The sequence below is a fragment of the Phenylobacterium sp. GW823-FHT02A09 genome (assembly GCF_058797775.1).
On the sequence record NZ_JBXAJZ010000001.1, the window covers coordinates 754586 to 776675 of the forward strand.

General features: G+C 69.5%; 15 protein-coding genes and 1 pseudogene. 8 read left to right on the plus strand and 8 right to left on the minus strand.

What is annotated here, in order from left to right:
• The first annotated feature begins 22 nt into the window (after positions 1-22).
• Positions 23-3463, plus strand: coding sequence for a transcription-repair coupling factor (gene mfd, locus AC1Q87_RS03885; RefSeq protein WP_492608264.1), 3441 nt, complete (start codon positions 23-25; stop codon positions 3461-3463).
• 289 nt (positions 3464-3752) lie between these two features.
• Positions 3753-7070, plus strand: coding sequence for an AMP-binding protein (locus AC1Q87_RS03890; RefSeq protein ID WP_492607664.1), 3318 nt, complete (start codon positions 3753-3755; stop codon positions 7068-7070).
• Here AC1Q87_RS03890 and AC1Q87_RS03895 read toward each other — a convergent pair.
• Positions 7067-8395, minus strand: coding sequence for a diguanylate cyclase domain-containing protein (locus AC1Q87_RS03895; protein ID WP_492607665.1), 1329 nt, complete (start codon positions 8393-8395; stop codon positions 7067-7069). The two genes, AC1Q87_RS03890 and AC1Q87_RS03895, sit on opposite strands and share 4 nt — an antisense overlap.
• A 127-nt stretch (positions 8396-8522) precedes the next feature.
• Here AC1Q87_RS03895 and AC1Q87_RS03900 point away from each other — a divergent pair, with 127 nt between their 5' ends.
• Together AC1Q87_RS03900 and AC1Q87_RS03905 are read left to right on the plus strand one after the other, a co-directional pair.
• A complete protein-coding gene (locus tag AC1Q87_RS03900) occupies positions 8523-9299 on the plus strand; it encodes an SDR family NAD(P)-dependent oxidoreductase (RefSeq protein ID WP_492607666.1) in 777 nt (258 codons plus the stop codon).
• A 63-nt stretch (positions 9300-9362) separates the two neighbouring features.
• Positions 9363-10496, plus strand: a complete 1134-nt coding sequence (locus AC1Q87_RS03905) for a CaiB/BaiF CoA transferase family protein (protein WP_492607667.1) — start codon at positions 9363-9365, stop codon at positions 10494-10496.
• A gap of 71 nt (positions 10497-10567) precedes the next feature.
• Here the strand turns inward: AC1Q87_RS03905 and AC1Q87_RS03910 are convergent, their stop codons facing one another.
• Positions 10568-11647, minus strand: a complete 1080-nt coding sequence (locus AC1Q87_RS03910; RefSeq protein ID WP_492607668.1) for a substrate-binding domain-containing protein — start codon at positions 11645-11647, stop codon at positions 10568-10570.
• 271 nt (positions 11648-11918) lie between these two features.
• Here AC1Q87_RS03910 and AC1Q87_RS03915 point away from each other — a divergent pair, with 271 nt between their 5' ends.
• Entirely contained in the window at positions 11919-12869 is a 951-nt protein-coding gene (locus AC1Q87_RS03915) for a YihY/virulence factor BrkB family protein (RefSeq protein ID WP_492607669.1), read from the plus strand.
• Here the strand turns inward: AC1Q87_RS03915 and AC1Q87_RS03920 are convergent.
• Positions 12866-13105 (minus strand): sulfurtransferase TusA family protein, encoded by a 240-nt coding sequence (locus AC1Q87_RS03920; protein WP_492607670.1) that lies wholly within the window; start codon positions 13103-13105, stop codon positions 12866-12868. The genes AC1Q87_RS03915 and AC1Q87_RS03920 overlap by 4 nt on opposite strands.
• Positions 13106-13193: 88 nt before the next feature.
• Here AC1Q87_RS03920 and AC1Q87_RS03925 point away from each other — a divergent pair, with 88 nt between their 5' ends.
• Positions 13194-14627 carry an MFS transporter gene (locus AC1Q87_RS03925; protein WP_492607671.1) on the plus strand — a complete coding sequence of 478 codons (1434 nt, stop codon included), beginning with the start codon at positions 13194-13196 and terminating at the stop codon, positions 14625-14627.
• On the opposite strand, the gene AC1Q87_RS03930 is transcribed toward AC1Q87_RS03925, so the two are convergent.
• Genes AC1Q87_RS03930 through AC1Q87_RS03940 form a run of 3 tightly spaced genes read right to left on the minus strand, consistent with a single transcriptional unit; the run spans position 14624 to position 17702 of the window.
• Entirely contained in the window at positions 14624-16042 is a 1419-nt protein-coding gene (locus tag AC1Q87_RS03930; protein WP_492607672.1) for a CoA transferase, read from the minus strand. The two genes, AC1Q87_RS03925 and AC1Q87_RS03930, sit on opposite strands and share 4 nt — an antisense overlap.
• Before the next feature lie 23 nt (positions 16043-16065).
• Positions 16066-16803 carry a 16S rRNA pseudouridine(516) synthase gene (locus AC1Q87_RS03935; RefSeq protein ID WP_492607673.1) on the minus strand — a complete coding sequence of 246 codons (738 nt, stop codon included), beginning with the start codon at positions 16801-16803 and terminating at the stop codon, positions 16066-16068.
• Complete coding sequence (locus tag AC1Q87_RS03940; protein ID WP_492607674.1) at positions 16800-17702, minus strand: class I SAM-dependent methyltransferase; 903 nt, start codon at positions 17700-17702, stop codon at positions 16800-16802. Before AC1Q87_RS03940 ends, AC1Q87_RS03935 begins: the two co-directional genes overlap by 4 nt.
• A gap of 107 nt (positions 17703-17809) precedes the next feature.
• Between AC1Q87_RS03940 and lpxA the strand changes: the two genes are divergently transcribed.
• The gene (lpxA, locus tag AC1Q87_RS03945; protein WP_492607675.1) at positions 17810-18604 is read left to right on the plus strand and encodes an acyl-ACP--UDP-N-acetylglucosamine O-acyltransferase; all 795 of its coding nucleotides are present in this window, start codon (positions 17810-17812) and stop codon (positions 18602-18604) included.
• 167 nt (positions 18605-18771) lie between these two features.
• Positions 18772-19805 (plus strand): annotated as a pseudogene (gene ftsZ / locus AC1Q87_RS03950) (cell division protein FtsZ); the annotation flags it as partial.
• A gap of 41 nt (positions 19806-19846) precedes the next feature.
• Here the strand turns inward: ftsZ and AC1Q87_RS03955 are convergent.
• Complete coding sequence (locus AC1Q87_RS03955; RefSeq protein ID WP_492608276.1) at positions 19847-20608, minus strand: hypothetical protein; 762 nt, start codon at positions 20606-20608, stop codon at positions 19847-19849.
• A gap of 91 nt (positions 20609-20699) precedes the next feature.
• The gene (locus tag AC1Q87_RS03960; RefSeq protein WP_492607676.1) at positions 20700-22016 is read right to left on the minus strand and encodes a dicarboxylate/amino acid:cation symporter; all 1317 of its coding nucleotides are present in this window, start codon (positions 22014-22016) and stop codon (positions 20700-20702) included.
• Between the last annotated feature and the right edge of the window lie 74 nt (positions 22017-22090).

The window sequence follows — 22090 nt, forward strand, 5'->3', positions numbered from 1 at the left end:
GACGGCGGCGGAGACCCGGCGTATCGCTCAGGATCCAGGTCGGCTCGACCTGGTCGGCGCGCCCGAGGGGTTCGACGCCCTGGTCATGGCCGACATCGTCAAGGCCCGCGGCGGCCTGTCGGTGTTCGTCGCCCGCGACGCATCGCGGCTGTCGGCGTTCGTAGACGCGTTTTCGTTCTTCGCCTCCAATGTCGAGGTCGTGCGCTTTCCGTCGTGGGACTGCCTGCCCTACGACCGCATCGGGCCTTCCGCCGGCGCCGCCGCCGAGCGGATGACGGCCCTGGCCCGCTTGGCCAAGGGCTTCGACGCCAAGAAGCCGGCGCTGCTGGTCACCACGGTTCCGGCGCTGATCCAGCGCGTGCCGCCGAAGTCGGCGGTCGAGGGCGCCGCCTATGCCGCCACGGTCGGCAATGTGGTCGAGATCGCCGATCTCGAACGCTATTTCGCGATCAACGGCTACCAGCGCGCCTCGACCGTGTCGGAACGCGGCGAGTTCGCCATCCGCGGCGGGGTGATCGACGTCTTCCCGCCCAACGCGGAAGAACCCGTTCGTCTGGACCTGTTCGGCGACACGCTGGAATCGATCCGGGGCTTCGATCCCGAGACCCAGCGTTCGACGCGGCAATTGAAGGACATCTCGCTGCTGCCGGTCAGTGAGGCGCTGCTGGACAAGGACGCGATCTCGCGGTTCCGCCGCGGCTATGTCGAGGCCTTCGGCGCGCCGGGCGGGGATCCGCTGTACGACACGGTCAGCGAGGGCGGCCGCCGCGCCGGCATGGAGCACTGGCTCCCGCTGTTCTACCCGGACATGGCGACGCTGCTGGACTATCTGCCGGCCGACACGCTGATCGCCCTGGATCACCTGGCCGACGGGGCCCGCGACGAGCGGCTCTCGATGATCGAGGACGCCTACGACGCCCGCGCCCAGGCCGACCGCAAGGTGCACTATCGGCCGCTCGAGCCGACCCGGCTCTATATGGACGCCGACGAGTATCGCGAGCGGCTGGCGGTGCGGCCGACGCGGCGGTTCTCGGCGTTCCAGGAGGTCGAGGGCGAAACCGTCATCGACATGGGCGCGCGCCAGGGCCGCGCCTTCACGGCCGAGCGCCAGCAGGACTCGGTCAATCTCTTCGAGGCGACCGCCGATCACGCCAAGCGGCTGGTGGGCGAGGGCAAGCGCGTCCTGTTCGCCTCCTGGTCGGACGGCTCGTCCGATCGCCTCGGGGCGATGCTGGCCGACCACGGCCTGAAGAACATCTCGCTGGCGCCCTATTGGGACGCCGCGCGGTCCGCCGACCCGAAGATCTTCCAACGCGTGGTGCTGCCGCTGGAATCGGGCTTCGAGACCGAAAAGCTGGCGGTCATCTCCGAAACCGACATCCTCGGGGACCGCCTGGCGCGCCCGCGTCGCCGCCGCCGCGCCTCGAACTTCCTGGCCGAGGCCTCGTCGCTGACGCCGGGCGATCTCGTCGTCCACATCGACCACGGCATCGGCCGCTACGAGGGACTGAAGACCCTCGACGTGGCGGGCGCGCCGCACGACTGCCTGGAGCTGCAGTACGGCGGCGAGGCCAAGCTGTACCTGCCGGTCGAGAACATCGACCTGCTCACCCGCTACGGCAGCGACGGCGAGAACGTTCAGCTCGACCGTCTCGGCGGCGCGGCCTGGCAGGCCCGCAAGGCGAAGGCCAAGGAACGCCTGCGGGAGATGGCCATCGGCCTCATCCGCATCGCGGCCGAACGGGCGACCAAGGACACCGACGCGATCACCCCGCCGCACGGGGTGTTCGACGAGTTCTGCGCCCGCTTCCCGTACGAGGAGACCGAGGACCAGCTCAACGCCATCGGCGACGTGCTGGAGGACCTGGGCGCGGGCAAGCCGATGGACCGCCTGATCTGCGGCGACGTCGGGTTCGGCAAGACCGAGGTCGCGCTGCGCGCGGCCTTCGTGGTCGCCATGAGCGGCCAGCAGGTCGCGGTGGTCGCGCCGACCACGCTGCTGGCGCGCCAGCACTACAAGACCTTCTCCGAACGGTTCCAGGGCTGGCCGGTCAAGGTTCGCCGGCTGTCGCGGCTGGTGCCGGCCAAGGAAGCCAGCGAAACCCGCACGGCCCTGGCCAACGGCGAGGTCGAGATCATCGTCGGCACCCATGCGGTGCTCTCCAAGCAGGTCGGTTTCAAGAACCTCGGCCTGGTGATCGTCGACGAGGAGCAGCACTTCGGGGTCAAGCACAAGGAGAAGCTCAAGGAGCTTCGCGCCGACGTGCACATGCTGACCCTGACCGCGACGCCGATCCCGCGCACGCTGCAGATGTCGCTGTCCGGCATCCGCGAGATGTCGATCATCGCCACGCCGCCGGTCGACCGGTTGGCGGTGCGGACCTACATCACGCCGTTCGATCCGGTCGTCATCCGCGAGGCGCTGCTGCGCGAGAAGTATCGTGGCGGCCAAGCCTATTACGTCGCGCCGCGGATCAGCGACCTGCCGGACCTGCAGAAGTTCCTGCGCGAGCAGGTGCCTGAGGTGAAGTTCGTGGTCGGCCACGGCCAGATGGCGCCGACCCAGCTCGAAGAGGTGATGAGCGCCTTCTACGAGGGGCAGTACGATGTGCTGCTGTCGACGACGATCGTCGAGAGCGGCCTCGACATCCCGACCGCCAACACCATGATCCTGCACCGCGCCGACATGTTCGGCCTGGCCCAGATGTACCAGCTGCGTGGACGCGTCGGCCGGGCCAAGGCGCGGGCCTACGCCTACCTGACCACGCCGGCCGAGAAGCAGATCACCCTGTCGGCCGAACGGCGCCTGAAGGTTCTGCAGTCGCTGGACAGCCTGGGCGCCGGCTTCCAGCTGGCCAGCCACGATCTGGACCAGCGTGGCGGCGGCAACCTGCTGGGCGAGGAACAGTCGGGCCACATCCGCGAGATCGGGGTCGAGCTCTACCAGCAGATGTTGGAAGACGCGGTCAACGAGCTCAAGGAACTGGCCGGCAAGGGCGAGGCGGCCGACCGCGGATGGTCGCCGCAGATCAACACCGGAGCGGCCGTGCTGATCCCCGACGACTATGTGCCGGACCTCAACGTGCGCCTGTCGCTCTATCGCCGCCTGTCGGACGCCGAGAAGGCGGGCGACCGCGAAGCGCTGGCGGCCGAGATGATCGACCGCTTCGGTCCACTGCCGCCCGAAGCCGGCCAGCTGCTCAAGGTCGTGGCCATCAAGGGCATGTGCCGCGAGGCCAATGTCGCCAAGATCGACGTCGGGCCTAAGGGCGCGGTCGTCACCTTCCGTGGCGACGAGTTCAAGAACCCCATGGGTCTGGTCGGCTTCGTGCAGAAGAACCAGGTCGCCTGGAAGATCCGCCCCGACCACAAGGTCGTGGTGAAGGGCGAGTGGGAGACCCCTGAGCAGCGTCTGGCTGCGGCCGAAGGCATCCTCAGCGAGCTGGCGAAGCTGGCGGCCTGATCTGGTCCGTCGATCCAATTGCGAGCGTCGCGCCGACGACTCTCGCAATGGTGGATTGAGGTTTGCCTCTACACCCTGAGCGTATAGAACCCCGCGCCGTAGCGATGATCACTGAACGGTGATCGCAGTCGAGTAAACGCTGCATCGGCAGGTTCGCGCCTGACGGTGTCGGGGGGGTGAGATGGGTAAGATCGTCCTGTGGGATGGACGGTCGCGTACGCACGCGTCGTTGGACTTAGAGGCTCGACCGGCGGAAGCCGGACCGTCGGAGGATATGCCGACAATCCCGATGGATCGGCTCGTCGCCGCCGATCCAAGCGAAGGCGGTCGAGTCGTGCTCGACCTGCCGGAAGGGGTGCGCGCGGACCTGGAGGCGAGCGCGCGCAGCGCCGGCGTGAGCGCCGGTGACGTGGCCCGGGCGATCGGCCTGATCGTCTTGGCCCGGCTGACCGACGCCGACCGGCAATACGTGGCGCTCGGGGGCGACGAACGCGGCCGGACCTTTCTCAGCATCAGCGTCGACGAGGCGCGTTCGCTGGGCGAGCAGGCTCAGGCCGTCGCACTCGCGATGCGGACGCCGGCGGGCGACGAGGCCACGCCGCGGTTGGCCCTGGACGTCCGGAACGCCGGCTCGGCGCCGGCCCACGCCGAGGGCGCGATCGATCTGCGTCTGGAGTTTGATCTCGCCGCCTCGCCGGGAAAGGTCTCGGTCTTTCACGCCGCGGGCGTGTCGCCATCACGGGCGTCGGCGATGGCCGATCTGCTGCTCGCCCTTACGACGCACCTTTGCGCCGCGCCTTCGGTCCCGACGGCCAAGGTCCGATCCAGCGCTTTGGCCGCGTCCGGCGTGCTTCCGGATCCGACCGCGGCGCTGACGGCGGGCGGCGGCGAGCTCGTCCACGCCGCGTTTCTGCGAACGGCGCGCGGCGCGCCCCAGGCGATCGCCCTGCGTCATGGCCGGCTGGCCTACAGCTACGGCCAGGTCGCGGAGCGTTCGAGAGACGTCGCGGCGCGGCTGCAGGCGTCGGGCGTCGGGCGCGGCGACCGCGTGGCGATCATCGCCGAACGCGGACCGGCCCTGATCTGGGCGATCCTTGGCGTCCTGAGGCTGGGCGCGGTGTTCGTGGTCCTCGACAGCGCCTATCCCGAACAGCGCCTCGCCGACCTCGCGGAGATCGCAGTGGTCGGCGCCGTCGTCTGCGCGGCTGACGGCGAGGACGTGAAGGCTCTTGCGGCGCGGATTGCGGCTGGCCGAGGCGGCCCCATCGTCCATCCCGGCCGGGAGATACTGTCAAAGTGCGAGGAGGCGGGGCTCGACGCCGCCGACCCCGCCGATCCGGCCTATCTGCTGTTCACCTCCGGCAGCACTGGGGTTCCGAAGTGCGTCGCCGTCGGCCATCGGCCGCTGGTGAACTTCGCAGCCTGGCAGGCGGGGAGGTTCGACCTCGGCGCAGGCGACCGATTCACGATGCTGTCGGGGCTGTCGCACGATCCATTGCTGCGCGACATCTTCACGCCGCTGTCGCTCGGCGCCTGCCTGATGATCCCTGAGCAGAGGGCGATCTTCGAGCCGGGCGGCCTGCGGCGTTGGTTCGAAGAGGTTCGTCCGACCGCCGCGCACATGACGCCGGCCATGGGACAACTGCTTTGCGCCGGGGCGAAGACCGGGGCGTTTCCGGGACTTCGCCATGTCTTCTGGGGCGGAGACCTGCTTCGCCCGACGCTGCTGACCGAGATCGCCCGCGTCGCGCCCAATGCGGTCAACGTCAACTTCTACGGATCGACCGAAACCCCGCAGGCCGCCGGCCACTTCGTCTTCGACGGCGACTTCGGCTGGAAGACGGTTCCGGTCGGGCAAGGCTCCGGCGGCTTCCAGCTGTTGATCGTCGATCGTGATCGGCAGTTGAAGGGCATCGGCGAAGTCGGCGAAATCGCCGTCCGCTCGAACATGCTCAGCCTGGGCTATGTGGTCGGCGGAGAGATCCAGGCCAGCACGAGCGGCGACACCTACTACACCGGGGACCGCGGCTTCTATCTGCCGAGCGGCGACGTCGTCGTGCTTGGCCGCCAAGACGACCAGATCAAGATCCGGGGTTATCGCGTCGATCTCTCCGAGATCACGGCGGCGCTGCTGGCGCATCCCGACGTCCGGTCCGCCATCGCCCTCGCCGAGGGCGGGGACGGCGCGCCGAGGATCGCCGCGTTCGTGACCTCCGACCGGTCTGACGCGACCCTGCTGGAGGACATCCAGCGGCACCTCGCCGAGCGGCTGCCCAGCTACATGTCGCCGAGCAGCCTCGTGCGACTGGAAGCGATGCCGCTGCTGCCCAACGGCAAGATCGACCGCATGGCGCTGCGCGCCAGGACGTCGGCGGTCGAGGCGGCGCCCGAGCCAGCGGGCCGCGCGGCCGGCACGCCCAAGGAACGTGCACTGGTGGAGAAATGGTCGGCGGTGCTCGGACGCCGGGACATCACCGCAGGGGCGTCCTTCGTGAGCATCGGCGGGGACAGCCTGTCCTATGTCCAGCTCTACCTCGCCACCGAGGAGGTGTTGGGCGTCGTTCCGGACGGCTGGCACCTGATGTCCCTGCGCGACATCGCCGCCACGGCCGCGCCCGCCAAGCGGTTCTTCAGCGACGTCGACACCTCGATGATCATCCGCGCGGTGTCGATCGCGTTGGTCGTCGCCGGGCATTTCGCCTTGCTCGACTACGGCGGCGGGGCGACGAGCGCGCTGTTCCTGGTGTCCGGGTTCATGATCGGCGGCCATCAGCTGTGGGAGGTGTTCGAGAAGAAGAGCGCCAAGCCCATTCTCAAGATGCTGCTCAACGTCACGATACCGGTGGCGCTGTTCTCATATGCACTGTTCTTCGCGAAGGTGCTGGCCGGGCAGGAAGCCTCCTGGTCGCTCGCCTTCTTCTACAAAAACTTCCTGGCCTACACCCCGAGCGAGAAGCAGTTCTTCCTCTGGTACATCCACTGCATGATGCAGATGCTGGCCATCCTGTATCTGTCGGTGCTGCTGGCGGGAAAGCGGCGCCTGGAGCCGGACCGGAAATGGGCGTTCCTGATGGGCTCGTTCTCGATCGCCTGCGTGTTCCGCTTCGTGGTCCCGTTCCTGATCTATCCAGACTATCCTGAAGCGACGTCGGATCCGCTGCTGGTCGTGAACCTGCTGCCGACCACCCACTATGCGACTTTGATCCTGGGGGCGATGGTGGCCTGCGCCGACACGCCGCGCCGGCGTTTGACGGCGATGGCGGCGGCCCTGGCCTATGCCGCGGCGACCTACTTCACGCTCGAGGTCATGAGCTGGCTGTTCATCCTGGCCTCGGCCTTCGCCTTGCTGTTCGTGCGCCGGCTGCCGGTGCTGAAACCGTTCGGGCGGGCGATCTTCCTGCTGTCGGGCGGCTCGCTGTTCATCTACCTGACCCACTATCACTTCCGGGTCGCGCTCAACGCGGTCGGCGCGCCGAACTGGCCGCTGCTGCAGGTGGCCTGCGCGCTGGTCGGGGGAATTCTGGCCTGGGTCGTCTGGAACAAGGCCCAGGCGTTGAGCATGCGGCTGCGGAGTTCGGCTCCGGTCGCGGCGGAGGCCGCAGGCTAGCTCGCCTTCTGGTGAGCCCTGGCTGCGGCCTCCTCGAGGGCCTTGCCGACGTTCTCGGGCGAGGTGACTTCGGCCACGCCGATGTCGAAGTCGACCACGAACGGCGGCTGGCCGTCGCCGGCCTCGAAGGCGGTGCAGCCGATGACGGCGGCGATCCGCTCGCCGGCGGCGCGCGCGGCGGCCTTGCCGGTGGCCGGCAGGGCCAGGGCGAAGACCTCCTGGCCCAGGCGCGCGGCGGTGTCCTCGACGCGGACCAGGCGGCCGATCATCGAGCCGATCTGCGGGATTGCGCGGTCCAGCCAACCGCCGGCGCGGGCGGCCGAGACGTCGGTGCGCTCGGCGACCTTGAGCACGCAGACCGACAGCGGGCGGCCGCGAACGCGCGACGCCTGGGCCAGGCGCCCGACGTGACGGGCGAAGAGATCGCGGGTGAAGAGGCCGGTGGCGGCGTCCATCAGACCGGAGGTGCGCGCCATTTCCAGCGCGCGCCGGATCGCGGTCTGGCGACGATAGCTGCGGGCCAGTTCGAGCACGCGGCGCGCGGTTTCGGTCTCAGGGGTCTCGGGCGAGGCGACGTCGGAGACGCCGCGATGGTAGGCCTCCGACATCGTCACGTAGCTCTCCTGGCGCATGTAGAGCAGGGCGGGCGTGTGATAGAGGCGGGTGTTGCGGCGCATGCCGGCGGCGATGGACAGCGCCTCCTGGCTGGTGTCGCCGGCCCAGAGCACCACGGCGTCGAACGGGCGCTCATGCAGGTAGTCGAAGGCGGTGTAGGCGGTGAACGCGCCCACGACCTCGGCGCCGGATCGGGTCAGGGCGTTGGCCAGGGCCAGGAACTGCGGGGCCGGCTCGCCGATCGCCAGGACATGATAGGGCGTCGGATCCGGCTCGGGCATGTCCAGCCGGCGGCCGCGCTCGGCGAAGGTCTCGAGCCGCAGCTCGAACTCTTCTTCGGCTACGGCGGTGCGGACCAGGGTTTCCAGCCGCATGACCATCTGGGCCGGGTGCACCGGCGCGGCGAGGGTCAGGTCGAAATCGTAGGTGTCGAGCTCGGGGCCCGGATCGCCGATGGCGACCACCGGCAGGCGGCGCGGGGCGCAGGCGGCCTTCAGGCGCCGCGCCATGGTCAGCGCCTCGTGGCCGCCGCTGGCGAGGTCGACGATGGCGGCTTCGACGTTGAGGTCGGCGAGGGCCGCCACGGCGGCGTAGGGACCGCGGGCCGTCACCGTGCGCCAGCCGAGCCGATCCAGCCCTTCGGCCAGCGGTCCGGCGACAGCATCGTCCCGTGCAACGATCAAGACTCGCGCCTGGACGCCCGCCGTCATTCGCTTAAACCCTGGCCTCTCGGTCGCGCGCCCAGGCTGGGCGGGAATCGACGTGCGCAACAACTATACAGCCGCAAGGCGAATGGCACAGCGACGCCGAGTCGCAAGCCTGTGGAGGAGAGACAGGATGGAGCAGACGCTGAAGGGCCGCGTGGCGGTGATCACCGGCGCGTCGGGCGGGCTGGGCGCGCACTTCGCGCGGGTGCTGGCGCATGCCGGGGCCTCCGTGGCGCTGACCGCCCGCCGCCTGGACCTGGTCGAGAGCCACGCGGGCGCGATCGCCGGAGAGGGCGGCCAGGCGATGGCGCTGAAGCTGGACGTGGCGGACGCCGCGGCGATCGGGCCGGCGTTCGACGAGGTCGAGGCGGCTCTGGGGCCGATCTCGATCCTCATCAACAACGCCGGGGTCGGCGGCGAGGGCCTGGCGCTGGACCTGTCGATCGAGGACTGGGACCGCACCTTCGACGTCAATGTCCGCGGGGTGTTCTTCGCCGCTCAGCAGGCGGCCAGGCGGATGATCGCTTCGGGCGTGGCCGAGCGCGGCGAGGCGCGGGTCGTCAACATCGCCTCGATCGCCTCGCACACCGTGCTGCCGGGGCTGTCAGCCTACTGCGCCTCGAAGGCCTCGGTGGCGATGCTGACCCGCAGCCTGGCCCGCGAGTGGGCGCGCAAGGGGATCGCCGTCAACGCCATCTGCCCCGGCTACATCGAGACCGACATCAATTCCGACTGGTTCAAGACCGAGGGCGGGCTGAAGCAGATGAAGGGCTTCCCGCGGCGGCGGCTGATGGAGGCCGGGGACCTGGACGCCTCGCTGCTGATGCTGAGCGGCCCGAGCGCGCGGGCGATCACCGGCACGGTGATCACCGTCGACGACGGCCAGTCGCTGCCGGGCGGCGGCTGAAGCCGTTGGCTGACGGCGCGTCATGGCCGCTAGGTTCGGGGCAACGAAACAGGGAGACGTCGCATGGGTAAGGGACCGCTTTCAGGGCTGAAGGTCGTCGAGTTCGCCGGGATCGGCCCTGGTCCGTTCTGCGGCATGCTGCTGTCCGACCTCGGCGCCGACGTGGTGCGGATCGATCGCAAGGGGCAGGGGCGCTCGTCGCCGGCCGACATCACCAGCCGCGGCCGCCGTTCAATCGGGCTGGACCTCAAGAACCCCGCCGCCATCGAAACCTGCCTCAAGCTGATGGAAGGCGCGGACGCGGTGTTCGAGGGCTTCCGGCCGGGCGTGATGGAGCGCCTGGGCCTGGGCCCCGACGTCGCCCTGAAGCGCAATCCGAAGCTGGTCTACGGCCGCATGACCGGCTGGGGCCAGACCGGGCCCTACGCCAACGCCGCCGGCCACGACATGAACTACATCGCCATCACCGGGGCGCTGCACGCCATCGGCACGGGCGACAAGCCGATCCCGCCGCTGAACCTAGTCGGCGATTTCGGGGGCGGGGCGCTCTATCTGGCCTTCGGACTGCTGGCGGGCGTGTTGAGCGCGCGGGAGACCGGCCAGGGCCAGGTCATCGACTGCGCGATGAGCGACGGCGCGGCCTCGCTGATGTCGATGTTCTACGGCTTCAAGGCCAGCGGCATGTGGAAGGAAGAGCGTCGGGCCAACCTGCTCGACGGCGGGGCGCACTTCTATGACACCTACCAGTGCGCCGACGGCAAGTGGATCTCGATCGGCTCGATCGAGCCGCAGTTCTACGCTCTGCTGCTGGAGAAGACCGGGATCAACGACCCGGCGTTTGCGGCGCAGATGGACCGCGGGGCGTGGAACGACCTTCGCGAGAAGCTGGCCCATGTGATCGCCCAGAAGACCCAGGCCGAGTGGTGCGAGATCATGGACGCCACCGACGTCTGCTTCGCGCCCGTGCTCGATCTCGATGCGGCTCCCAAGCACCCGCACAACGTCGCGCGCCAGACCTTCGTGGAACTGGGCGGGGTGGTGCAGCCGGCCCCGGCGCCGCGCTTCTCGGCCACGCCGGGCGAGATCCAGGGCCCGCCGCCGGCCATCGGCGCGCACGACCGCGAGGCGCTCGGCGACTGGGGCTTCTCGGCCGCGGCGATCGACGAGCTGAAGGCGGCCGGCGCGCTCGCTGGATAACATGGCCGGATAACAGAAAGGCCCCGAAGCGCTGAGCTTCGGGGCCTTGTTCGCCGCCGTTTGGGCGGCGCTTATTTTTCCGGCGCGCTGATGGTCTTCAGCTCGGTCACGGAGGCCTTCTGGGCCTCGTGCTGATCGGCCGGCAGCGGGATCAGGCCGCGCTGCTGCAGATAGCCGCCCTTGCCGGTCGCGGCGTCCGAGACGAACGCGTTGACGTATTCGCGCAGGCCCGGAATGACGCCGACATTGGCCTTCTTCACGTAGATGTAGAGCGAGCGCGACACCGGATAGGTGCCGTTCGAGATGGTCTCGAAGGTCGGGGCGATGCCGTCGACCGTCGCGGCCTTCACGGTGTCGAGGTTGTTCTCGAGGAACGAGTAGCCGAACACGCCGATGGCGTTCGGGGTCTTGGTCAGGGTCTGGACGATGGCGTTGTCGTTCTCGCCGGCGTCGACCCACGCGCCGTCCGAGCGGATCGTGTGAGCCTTGGCCTTGAAGGCGTCTTCGTCCTTTTCGCGCAGGGCTTCGAGGGCCGGGAGCTTGCGGGCGCCCTTTTCCAGGCCGAGTTCGACGAAGGCGTCGCGGGTGCCCGAGGTCGGCGGCGGGCCGTAGACCAGGATCGCCTGGGCCGGCAGGCCGGCGTCGACGTCCTTCCAGGACTTGGCGGTGTTCTTGGCGAAGCCGTCGCCCTGCGGCAGTTCGGCGGCAAGACCGCGATAGACCTGATCGATCTTGAAGTTGTAGGTCGGGCCGCCCTTGGCGTTGGCGATGACAATGCCGTCAAAGCCGATCTTGATCTCGACGATGTCGGTCACGCCGTTGGCGGCGCATTGCTCGAATTCCGACTTCTTGATCGGGCGCGAGGCGTTGGCGATATCGGGGAAGCCCGCGCCGGTGCCGCTGCAGAACAGCTTGAAGCCGCCGCCGGTGCCGAGGCTCTCCACCTTGGCCGGGCGACCGCCCGTGGTCTTGGCGACATTCTCAGCGACGCGGGTCGCGAACGGGAACACGGTCGATGAGCCGGCGGCCCACACTTGATCGCGGCCGCTGGCGCTGGGGCCCGCAGCCTTTTCGGCTCCGCCCTTGGGGGCTTGCTGGCCGCAGGCGCTGAGCGCGACGGCGGCGACGGCGAGATAGGCGAAAGTCTTCATGATCTGGCTCCGCTCCGGTACGGCAGAGGCGCTAACATTGTTGTTTGACGGTTATGTGAAGGTTGGATGACGAACGCGTGCGAGCTGAACAGGTTCTACGAACCGCGTTCAGCGGGGGTTCAGCCGCAGCGAGGCATTCTTAGCCACGGTCGGTCGTCGTCACTCCCGTCCCTCGATACGGCGGCCGGCCCGATGGCATGACACGCCCATCGGCGGCGCGTCGGTCCCCCAGCAAGGTCCGGCGCGCCGTTCGGCGTGGGAAGATCATTGCTTGCGCCGCGAGGCGAGCTTCAGCACCTTCCGCGCCATGTCGCTACGGCAACGAATCCAGCGCGTTCGCGAGACGGACTGGGACCCTTCGCACTGGGTGCGCCTGGCGGTCCTGATCACCGGCCGCGCCATGCGCCGTCTCTGGGGGCGCGACGTCATGCTCTACACGGGCGGCGTCTCGTTCTTCATCATGCTGGCCGTGTTTCCGGCTCTGGCGATCGGCATCGGGCTCTACAGCCTGCTGGCCGATCCCAACGAGGTGGCGCATCAGGCCGAGGCCCTGGCCCGCTTGATGCCTTCTGGGGCGCAGGCGATCTTCCAGGCCGAGCTCGAGCGGCTGGCGCAGACGCCCTTCCATTCCGTCTCGGCGCAGAGCGGGGTGGCGCTGGTGGTCGGGGGCTACGCCGCGCACCGCGGCTTCAAGGCGCTGCTGGCCGGTCTGTCGTTCATTCACGACGAAGAGGCGCCGCGCAGCTTCCTGCAGTTCAACCTGCTGGCCTTGGCGGTGCTGATCGCCGCCTTTGCGATGCTGGCCTTCTTCTCGGCCATCTTCTTCTATTTCCGCTTCATCGCGGCGGCGTTCGGGCTCAAGCCGCTGGCCGGGGTCTCCTGGCTCTACAGCGAATGGACCTGGGCGAGCTTCGGCCTGACCTTTGCGATGACCCTGATCTACCGGTTCGCGATGTCCAGCCGGCCGGTGGCCTGGCTGCCGTCGATCCTGGGCGGAGTCTCGGCCGCGATCCTTTGCCTGCTCGTGTCCTGGGCCAGCGCCTTCTATGTCGAGCAGGTGGCGCACCTGGGCGCGACCTACGGCTCGGTCGCCGCGGTCGTCGTGTTCCTGATCTGGCTGTCGTGGAGCGTCAACGCGGTGTTCTTCGGCGGCGCCTTCGCGACCGAAATCGAGATGGTCCTGCGCGAGCGCGAGCGGCGCCTGCCACCCGAAGGGGACTAGGCCGGATCTGGCCGCGCGACCAGAAAACTAAGCACGCCGTCATGCTCGCCGGTCTCGACGACGACGAACCCGGCGCCGGTCGCAAAGTGCGGGACGTCGATCCTGGCCAGCGGATCATCGGCCAGCAGCCGGACCTTCACGCCCGGCCGGGCGTCTTCCAGCGCCCGCCGCAGCCGCAAGGTCGGAACCGGGCAGCGGTGGCCGCGGGCGTCAACGGTGATCTCGTCGATAAACATCTTGTGCGGCCATACAGCCAGAAGGGCATGAACCCAAGCGGCGCCGTCGCGTTGTCGCTCACTTACGCGAAACGACGGGGGCGGGCGCATGACCGACAGCTTCACAACCAACGTGCCTGCACGGCTCGACCGGCTGCCCTGGAGCCGCTTCCACTGGCTGGTGGTCGCGGCGCTGGGGATCACCTGGATCCTCGACGGGCTAGAGGTGACCCTGGTCGGGTCGCTGTCGCCGGCGATCTCGGAGGGGCTGGGACTCACCACCACACAGATCGGCCTGTCGGGCAGCGCCTACATCCTGGGAGCGGTTCTGGGCGCCCTGGTGTTCGGACGGCTGACCGACACCTTCGGGCGGCGGCGGCTCTTCACGATCACGGTCGCGGTGTACCTCGTGGCGACAATCGCCACCGGTTTCGCCTGGGACTTCTGGTCGTTCATGCTGTTCCGGTTCCTGACCGGGGCCGGCATCGGCGGCGAGTACGGGGCGGTGAACTCGGCGATCCAGGAGCTGATCCCGGCGCGGCGGCGCGGCTACACCGACCTGGCCATCAACGGCAGCTTCTGGCTGGGCGCGGCGCTGGGGGCGATGGGCTCGTTGATCGTGCTCGACCCGAACCTGGTCGACCAGGCCTGGGGCTGGCGGCTGGCCTTCATCATCGGCGGCCTGCTGGCGCTGATCGTCATCTGGGTGCGCCGCTACATCCCCGAGAGCCCACGCTGGCTGATGACGCACGGCCATCCTGAGGAGGCGCTGGCGGTCGTCGAGGGAATCGAGGCGCGGATCGAGCGCGACACCGGGCGCTCGCTAGGCCCGCCGGACGAACTACCGACCTTGCGCCTACGCCCGATGCGGACGTCGTGGTTCGACATCGCCCGCTCGCTGGTCGTGCGCCATCCAAAACGAACGGTGCTGGGCCTGGTGCTGATGGCCACCCAGGCCTTCTGCTACAACGCGATCTTCTTCACGTACGCGCTGATCCTGACCAAGTTCTACGAGGTGCCGGCCGCCTCGATCGGGTGGTTCATCCTGCCGTTCGCGGCGGGGAACTTCCTGGGGCCGCTGCTGCTGGGCCACTTCTTCGACAGTGTCGGGCGCAAGCCGATGATCGCCCTGACCTACGGGCTGGCCGGCGCGCTGCTGTGCGCCACCGGCTGGATGTTCTCGGCAGGGATGCTGACCGCCACGACCCAGACGGCGGCCTGGACGGTGATCTTCTTCTTCGCTTCGGCGGGCGCAAGCGCGGCCTATCTGACGGTGGGCGAGAGCTTCCCGCTGGAGACGAGGGCGGTGACCATCTCGCTGTTCTATGCGTTCGGCACGCTGCTGGGCGGCGTCGGCGGCCCGGCGCTGTTCGGGGCGCTGATCGACAGCGGCGAGCGCAGCCAGATCTTCTGGGGCTACCTGCTGGGCGGCGTGCTGATGCTGAGCGCGGCGGTCGTGGAGCTGTTCTTGGGCGTCGCCGCCGAGCGCAAGCCGCTGGAGGAGGTCTCCCCGCCGCTGTCGTTGATCGACGACGCGCCCTAGCCGGGCCAGATCGCGGGCGCAGCGCCCAGCGGCGTCGTCTGCCGGACCCAACGCGGCTGCGTCGCCGACATCCGCACCGGCGGGCGCAGGTGCCGCACGGGTCCGAACCCGGAGGGCGAGTCGATCCGCCAGCCGTCGATCTCGGCCGGGGAGGCGCTCTGCACCTTGGCGAGGGCGTCGTCGGACTTCAGCCCCAGGCCGCGCAGCCAGGTCGCCGTCTGCACGAGCGACACGCGAACCAGATAGCTGCCGCCATAGCGGGCCCGCCGCTCAAGCGCGACCAACGTGCCGAAGGCGGCGAGGAAGCCCGTCGTGTAGTCGGCGACGGCCGCCGGCTGCAGCTTGGGCGGGCCGTCGCCGCCGTGAATGTCGGCCATGCCGGTGACGGTCTGGGCCAGTTGCTCCCAGCCCGGGCGATTGGCCCACGGACCCTCGTGTCCGTAGGCGTTGATCGAGGTGTAGACGATGCCCGGGCGCAGCTTGGCGAGGTCGAGCGGGCCAAGGCCGAGCCGTTCCAACGCGCCGAGGCGATAGCCCTGGCTGAAGACGTCGGCCTGGGAGATCAGCGCCTTCAACTGCGCCAGTTGGGCCGAATCCTTGAGGTCGAGCCAGGTCGCCAGCTTGCCGTGCCCAACGTCGCTGACAAAGAACTCGGTGGCTGGCAGCTTGGGCGAGGCGACATATAGGACGTCGGCGCCGTGCTGGGCCAGCGTCTTGCCGCAGGTCGGCCCGGCTAGCACGCGGGTGAGGTCCAGGACGCGAACTCCCGAGAGCGGCGCCTGGCCATGATCGGGCAGGGGCATCGGCGGGCCGTCGGCGATCTTCACGATCTCGACGACGGGACGAGCGGCGAGGATGCGGCCTTGCTCGGAGGCGTCCCATTCTTCGGCCGTGCGGACCATGGCGCCGCAGACGCCGGCGTCCGCAATCGCGTTTTCCAGGTCCAGCGCGTTCCACTTCAGGGCCTGTGCGGCGACAGCGGCGGTGTCGGCGGGCGTGCCCATCAGCTGGTGCAGCTTGGCCGCGCTGTCGGGGAAGCTGGGGTGCAGGAAGACGTGACGGCCGTCCTTGGTGGGGAAGAACCCCATCGCCGGGGTGCCGCGTCCGCCGCCGCCGGCGTCTTCGGGCCGCTGGGGCGGGGCGCGGTCGGGGTCTTCGAAGACCTGCAGGGCGAAGCTGATCAGGGACGCGCCGGCCTCGCGGGGGGAAACGCTCACCTGCTGTGTCTGGCCCGAGCGGAGGGTCCAGAGGTCGGCGGCCAGCGTCCCGACGGCGGCGAGGGCGGCGGCGGCGCCAGCCTCGGCCTTGAAGCGCGTGGCCATCGCCGCCGGCTGATCCTCAATGCGGACGAAGTCGGGCCGGGGCCGCCCGGCCAGCCGCATCAGCTGTTCGAACGCATGGTCGGCCGTGGTCATCGGCTGTCTCCCCCGTCGTTTGGTCAGTCGGCGAACACTAGCTCGGCTGTGGCGGCGGGCAGGACCCGAAATTCGCCGGCCGGCAGATCGTCGGGCAGGACGAGCCCGCCGATCCGGTCACGGTGCAGGGCGTTCACGTGGTTGCCGACCGCGGCGAACATCCGCCGGACCTGATGATAGCGGCCTTCTTCGATGATCAGCCGGGCCTGACGCTCGCCGAGCGGTTCGAGGGTCGCCGGCAGCAAAGGCTTTTCTTCGCCTTCGAGCATCAGCGTCCCGGCGGCGAAGATTTCGCCCTCGTGGCCTTCCAGCGGGCGGTCCAACTCGGCGACGTAGCTCTTCTTCACGTGGCGGCGCGGAGAGATCACGCGGTGCAGGAAGTCGCCGTTGTCGGTGATCAGCAGCAGGCCGGAAGTCTCCTTGTCGAGCCGGCCCACGGTCGAGAGCGCCGGATCGCGCACCCGCCAGCGCGGCGGCAGCAGGTCGTAGACCCGGTCGCCGTACTCCTTGTGCGAGCAGACCACGCCCAGCGGCTTGTGCATCATCACCACCATCGGCGGCGGCGGATCGACGGGCTTGCCCATGACCAGCATGCGTTCGGGCAGGTCGGGGCCGATCGGGATCCGCGCGCCGGCGTCGTTAAGCACCGCGCCGTCCAGCAGGATCTGGCCGGCCGCGACGAGCCCGTGCATCTCCTTGCGGCTGCCGTAGCCGAGATTGGAGAGCAGGCGGTCGAGCCGCATGGTCGGCGTCTTGCTCATTTGCGGGCCTCGTAGATCTTGAAGCCGCCGCCGTCGGCGACCGGCGTGACCGCCTTGAAGGCCTCATTGAGCGCGGCTTCGTAGGGCAGGTGCCGATTGGCGGTCAGCCACAGCCGGCCGCCGGACCGCAGGCTGTCGGCGGCGGCGCGGATGAAGGCCTGGCCCAGGCGCCGGTCTTCCTGGCCGCCGTCGTGGAAAGGCGGGTTCATGACCACGAAGTCGAGGCCCGACAGGTCCTTGGCCGCCGTCCGGACGTCGGCCCAGACGAAGCTGGCCCGGGGATCGACGACGTTGTGCTCGGCGCATTCGACGGCGCGGCGGTCGAGGTCGATCAGCGTCAGGGCGGTGACCGCGGGGGAGGACAGCGCCGCCCGCGATAGCCAGCCGATCCCGCAGCCGAAGTCGGCGCCGGCTCCGGAGAGCGCCGGCAGGTGCTGGAGCAGCAGGTCGCTGCCGGAATCCAGACGGTCCCAGCTGAACACGCCCGGCTGTGACCAGAGCCCGCTGGGCAGAATGCGCGGCGCGCCTTCGGCGATGGCGGCGGCGAGGTCGAGAGCGCTGTCCGGGCGCTCGACCTCGCAGATGCGATGGTGGCGGCGCGAGGTCTCGGCGACCTCGCAGCCGAGCGCGGCGAGGGTCTTTTTCAGGCGAAGTCCGCCGCGGTCCTTCGGCGCGGCGGCGGTCAGCGCGCCGCCGGGGCGCAGCACGCGCAGCGCCTGGGCCAACAGGTGCCGGGCCTCGATCGCGCCGCCGGGGACGAGCAGGGCCAGTTCGTCCTGGCTCGCGTCGGCCAGGCTCGCGATGTCCGTGGAGCCGGGGATCAGCGGCGACAGCTGTGCAGCCCCCTTGGGCGTCTCGATGACGTCGGGCGGCGGATTTCCGTAGACGGCTGAAGGCAATGGCTGGGTCCGGGGAGCGTCGAATCTGTTGCGGCATCTGTAGCCCGTCGCAATCGGACACCGAAGTTGAGTTGGCGGCGACGGGCGACGGGTTCAGGTGTCTTCGCATGGCGAGCATCCATTCGACAGCCGTTGTCGCGCCCGGCGCGCAGATCGACCCCAGTTGCGAGATCGGTCCCTATGCCGTGATCGGCCCGGACGTGCGCATGGGACCTGGCAATGTCGTCGGGCCGCACGCGGTGCTCGACGGCTGCACGGAGATCGGGGCCGACAACCGCTTCATGGCGTCGTGCTCGATCGGGGCCAGCCCGCAGATCACCGGCCACGCCGCCCAGGCGGGGCGCCTGCAGATCGGCGACGGCAATGTCTTCCGGGAGTTCGTGACCGTCCACGCGGGCGGCGACTCGACCACGGTGATCGGGTCCGGAGGCCTGTTCATGGCCACCGCGCACGTCGCCCATGACTGCGTGGTCGGCGACGACGTGGTGATGGCCAACGGAGCGACGTTGGCCGGGCACGTCGTGATCGGCGACCGGGCCCAGCTCAGCGGCCTCTGCGCGGTCCACCAGCATGTGCGGATCGGCGAGCTGGCCTTCGTGGCCGGCGGGGCCATCGTGACCCAGGACGTGGCGCCCTACTGCCTGGTGCAGGGCGACCGGGCGCGGCTGGTCTCGCTGAACGCGGTCGGCCTGCGCCGCGCGGGGCTCGCGGCGGCGGAGGTGTCGGCTCTGAAGCGCGCCTTCCGCGCGATCTTCCATGGCGCAGGGCCGCTGGCCGAGCGGCTGGCGGCGGCCGAGGCGGGCCTCGCCGACGAGCGGGTCGCACAGCTGATCGCCTTCATGCGCGCCAGCGTGCGCGGGGTGATCGCCACGCCGCGGCGGAATCTTGCCGCTGCGGCGTAAAGCGCGGCGCTACGCCTCCGCTTGCTGTTTGTCCCGCAATGGGCCAATTCGGTGGGCCGTGCCCCGGGGGTGAGTCCGGATTGCACCACATTCCTGTGGAACTGGTCCGCGCTTGGTTGTGGAATCGCCGGCGGCCACGGCAGGGACGTACGAGGAGTTTTGCCAACATGTCAGTGTCAGCCCCGAACGGAACGCGCCCGGCGGCCGTCCATCTGAAGCCCCGGATCGTGGTGTTCGGTGTCGGCGGCGCCGGCGTGAACGCGGTCAACAACATGATCGAGCAGGGGCTGGAAGGCGTCGACTTCGTGGTCGCCAACACCGACGCCCAGCAGCTGTCGCTGTCGCTCGCCAGCCAGCGGATCCAGCTGGGCGTGCAGGTGACGCAAGGCCTGGGCGCCGGCGCCAATCCCAACGCCGGCCTCAGCGCCGCCGAGGAGTCGGCCGAGGACATCATCCGCTACCTGGACGGCGCGGACATGGTGTTCATCACCGCCGGCATGGGCGGCGGCACGGGGACCGGCGCGGCGCCGTTCGTGGCGCGCTGCGCCCGCGAGCGCGGCATCCTGACCGTCGGCGTGGTCTCCAAGCCGTTCCGCTTCGAAGGCCGTCACCGGATGCGGCTGGCCGAGGCGGGCCTGCAGGAGCTGCAGCAGTACGTCGACACCTCGATCATCGTGCCGAACCAGAACCTGTTCCGGGTCGCGACCGAGCAGACGACCTTCGCCGAGGCGTTCGGGATGGCCGACCAGGTTCTGCATTCGGGCGTCCGCTCGATCACCGACCTGATGGTGCTGCCGGGCCTGATCAACCTCGACTTCGCCGACGTGCTCAGCGTCATGGGCGGCATGGGCGCGGCGATGATGGGCACGGGCGAGGCGACCGGCGCCGACCGCGCCGCTGTGGCCGCCCAGAACGCCATCCAGAACCCGCTGCTGGACGAGACCTCGCTGGCCGGCGCCAAGGCCGTGCTGATCAACGTCACCGGCGGCACCGACATGACGCTGCTCGAGGTCGACGAGGCGGCGAACGTGATCTCCGACCAGGTCGATCCGGACGGCAACATCATCTTCGGCGCGGCGTTCGATCCGTCGCTGGAAGGCAAGCTGCGGGTGTCGGTCGTCGCCACCGGGATGAACTCGGTGAACGGCCGCGAGGCTGCGCCCGCTGCGGCGCCCGCCGCGGCCGAGACGGCGGCGGCCCAGGACCCGGCTCAGGGCTCGACGCCGCGCCGCTTCTGGTGAGTCAGAACGTGAAGGTGAGGCCGACCAGCGGCCCGCTGAACGAGGCGTCGTAGTCCAGGCGGTCGCCGTCCCACTTGGTCGAGTAGTACCGATAGCCGGCTTCGGCGGTGATCAGGTCGCTGAACCGGTAGGTCAGGTAGCCCTGCACCTCGTAGAGGCTGTCGGACGAGACCCCGAAGCCGCCGACGGTGGCGATGCCCATGACGCCGAAGTGCTCGGTGAACCGGGTCCTGCCGCGAACCCCGATCACGGGATCCCAGAGGTCTTCCTTCGCGCCGAAGTCGATGCGCCGGTTCGGGGTGGAAAGCGAGACGTCGGTGTCGATGCCCAGGTAGTGGACGCCGCCCAGGACGTCGACGGAGGACTGCTCGGTCTCGTAGGCGCGGTAGTAGCCGACGATCAGGCCCTTGGTGCCCGAGACCGTGACCTTGCCGTCGACATCGGGCAGGGGGCCGGCGGTGATGTCCTTGTCGGCCTCGATCTCGTAGTAGGTGAGGTCGCCGAGCACGCCGAAGCGGCCGTAGCGGACGTCGACCGCGCCGGTGAAGGCGCCGGAGAGCCCGATGTCGTCGAAGTTGACGTGGATGTCCGGGTCCAGGCCGCCGCCGCCGCCACGCCCGTCGGACGATGCGGTCACGTCGCCCTGCGGGAAGGCGACCCAGAGGTAGGGCGTGACCGAGACGGTCCAGTCGTCCTCGGCGTGAGCGGCGGCGGGAAGGCCGGCCGTCGCCGCCAGCAATGCGAGTAGCCCGATCGTGCGCATGTCGCGTCTCCTGGCGAAGCTTGCCGGAGCTTGGGCCAGCGGACGAGGCAATGCTGTCCGGGAAAGACCTTAGAGGCGGCGCCCGGACGACCTACTCGACCGGCTTGCGCAGATAGACCTCCTGGTCGAGTTCGCCTTCCCACTTGGCGACCGTGACGGCGGTCGACAGGTCGCTGGTGGCGCTGGTGATGGTGCGGGTCATGTCCAGCAGCCGGTCGAAGGGCAGGATGAAGCCGACGACCAGCGCGGTCTGCTCGGCGCCGAGGCCGATGACCTGCAGCACGGCGGCCAGCATGAACAGCGAGGCCGACGGCACCGGCGCGGTGCCCAGCGCCACGACCGTCGTGGCCAGGGCCAGCATTACATACTGCGAGAAATGCAGGTCGATGCCGAACGCCTGGGCCGACAGCACGGCCAGCAGGGCGACGTAGAGGGCGGTGCCGTCCATGCTGAGGGTCACGCCCAGCGGCATGGCTGTCGAGGTCACCGCGTGGCTGACGCCGAGGTTCTTTTCGGCGACGCGCATGGCCACCGGCAGGGTGGCGGCGCTGGACGAGGTCGAGAAGGCGATGGCGACGACGTCGGTGATGTCGCGGAAGAACGGCAGCACCGGCAGCCGGGCGACCAACCGAACCAGACCGCCGTGGATGATCAGGGTCTGGAACGCGCAGCCCAGCACCAGCGCCGCGGCCAGCTTCAGGACATGGACGAAGGCGCTGGGGCCGGTCGTGCCCATCACCCAGGCGACCAGGGCGAAGACGCCGAAGGGCGCCACCTCCATCACGAAGCGGACGATCTGCAGCATGATGTCGGCGCCCATCTGGAACAGGCGGCCGACCGGCTCGGCGCGCGGCGCGATGGTCAGGATGCCGAGGCCGACGAGAATCCCGAAGAAGATCACCGACTGGACGTTGCCTTCAGCCAGGGCGGCGATCGGGTTGGTCGGAATGATGCTGATCAGGTGCTCGCCGAGGCTGGGCGGCGCCTTGGCGATCTGGGCGGGGGCCGCACCGGCGAAGTCCATGCCGACCCCGGGCTGAAAGATCACGCCCATGGTCATGCCGACGCTGACGGCGATGACCGTCAGGGTCAGGTAGAGGGCCAGGGTCTTGGAGCCGATCGCGCCCAGTCGCTTGGGATCGCCCATGCTGGCGATGCCCGAGACGATGGAGAAGAACACCAGCGGCGCGACCACCATGCGGATCAGGCGGATGAATACGTCGCCCATCCACTTCAGCTGAACCGAGGCTTCGCCGAGCGCCAGGCCGACGATCGTGCCCAGCACCAGCGCGATCAGGATCCGCTTCCACAGGACCACACCGAACCAGTAGCGGCGCAGCAGGGCGCCGGCGCCGCGCGGAGGCGGGCCGTCGTCAGCCGCGGTGCGGGCGTCTTGCTCGGTCGCCATCAGATGTTCCCAAGGTGCGGGGCGTGCCCGACGATAGTTGTGCGGCCGCGTCGAGCGCTAGTGCGCCGCGCGGC

What these genes read in the sequence shown, in the direction of transcription:
- AC1Q87_RS03890 (WP_492607664.1), top strand. Translation starts at nt 3,753, where the DNA reads ATGGATCGGCTCGTCGCCGCCGATCCAAGCGAAGGCGGTCGAGTCGTG.
- AC1Q87_RS03895 (WP_492607665.1), bottom strand. Translation starts at nt 8,395, where the DNA reads ATGACGGCGGGCGTCCAGGCGCGAGTCTTGATCGTTGCACGGGACGAT.
- AC1Q87_RS03900 (WP_492607666.1), top strand. Translation starts at nt 8,523, where the DNA reads ATGGAGCAGACGCTGAAGGGCCGCGTGGCGGTGATCACCGGCGCGTCG.
- AC1Q87_RS03905 (WP_492607667.1), top strand. Translation starts at nt 9,363, where the DNA reads ATGGGTAAGGGACCGCTTTCAGGGCTGAAGGTCGTCGAGTTCGCCGGG.
- AC1Q87_RS03910 (WP_492607668.1), bottom strand. Translation starts at nt 11,647, where the DNA reads ATGAAGACTTTCGCCTATCTCGCCGTCGCCGCCGTCGCGCTCAGCGCC.
- AC1Q87_RS03920 (WP_492607670.1), bottom strand. Translation starts at nt 13,105, where the DNA reads ATGTTTATCGACGAGATCACCGTTGACGCCCGCGGCCACCGCTGCCCG.
- AC1Q87_RS03925 (WP_492607671.1), top strand. Translation starts at nt 13,194, where the DNA reads ATGACCGACAGCTTCACAACCAACGTGCCTGCACGGCTCGACCGGCTG.
- AC1Q87_RS03930 (WP_492607672.1), bottom strand. Translation starts at nt 16,042, where the DNA reads ATGACCACGGCCGACCATGCGTTCGAACAGCTGATGCGGCTGGCCGGG.
- AC1Q87_RS03935 (WP_492607673.1), bottom strand. Translation starts at nt 16,803, where the DNA reads ATGAGCAAGACGCCGACCATGCGGCTCGACCGCCTGCTCTCCAATCTC.
- lpxA (WP_492607675.1), top strand. Translation starts at nt 17,810, where the DNA reads ATGGCGAGCATCCATTCGACAGCCGTTGTCGCGCCCGGCGCGCAGATC.
- AC1Q87_RS03955 (WP_492608276.1), bottom strand. Translation starts at nt 20,608, where the DNA reads ATGCGCACGATCGGGCTACTCGCATTGCTGGCGGCGACGGCCGGCCTT.
- AC1Q87_RS03960 (WP_492607676.1), bottom strand. Translation starts at nt 22,016, where the DNA reads ATGGCGACCGAGCAAGACGCCCGCACCGCGGCTGACGACGGCCCGCCT.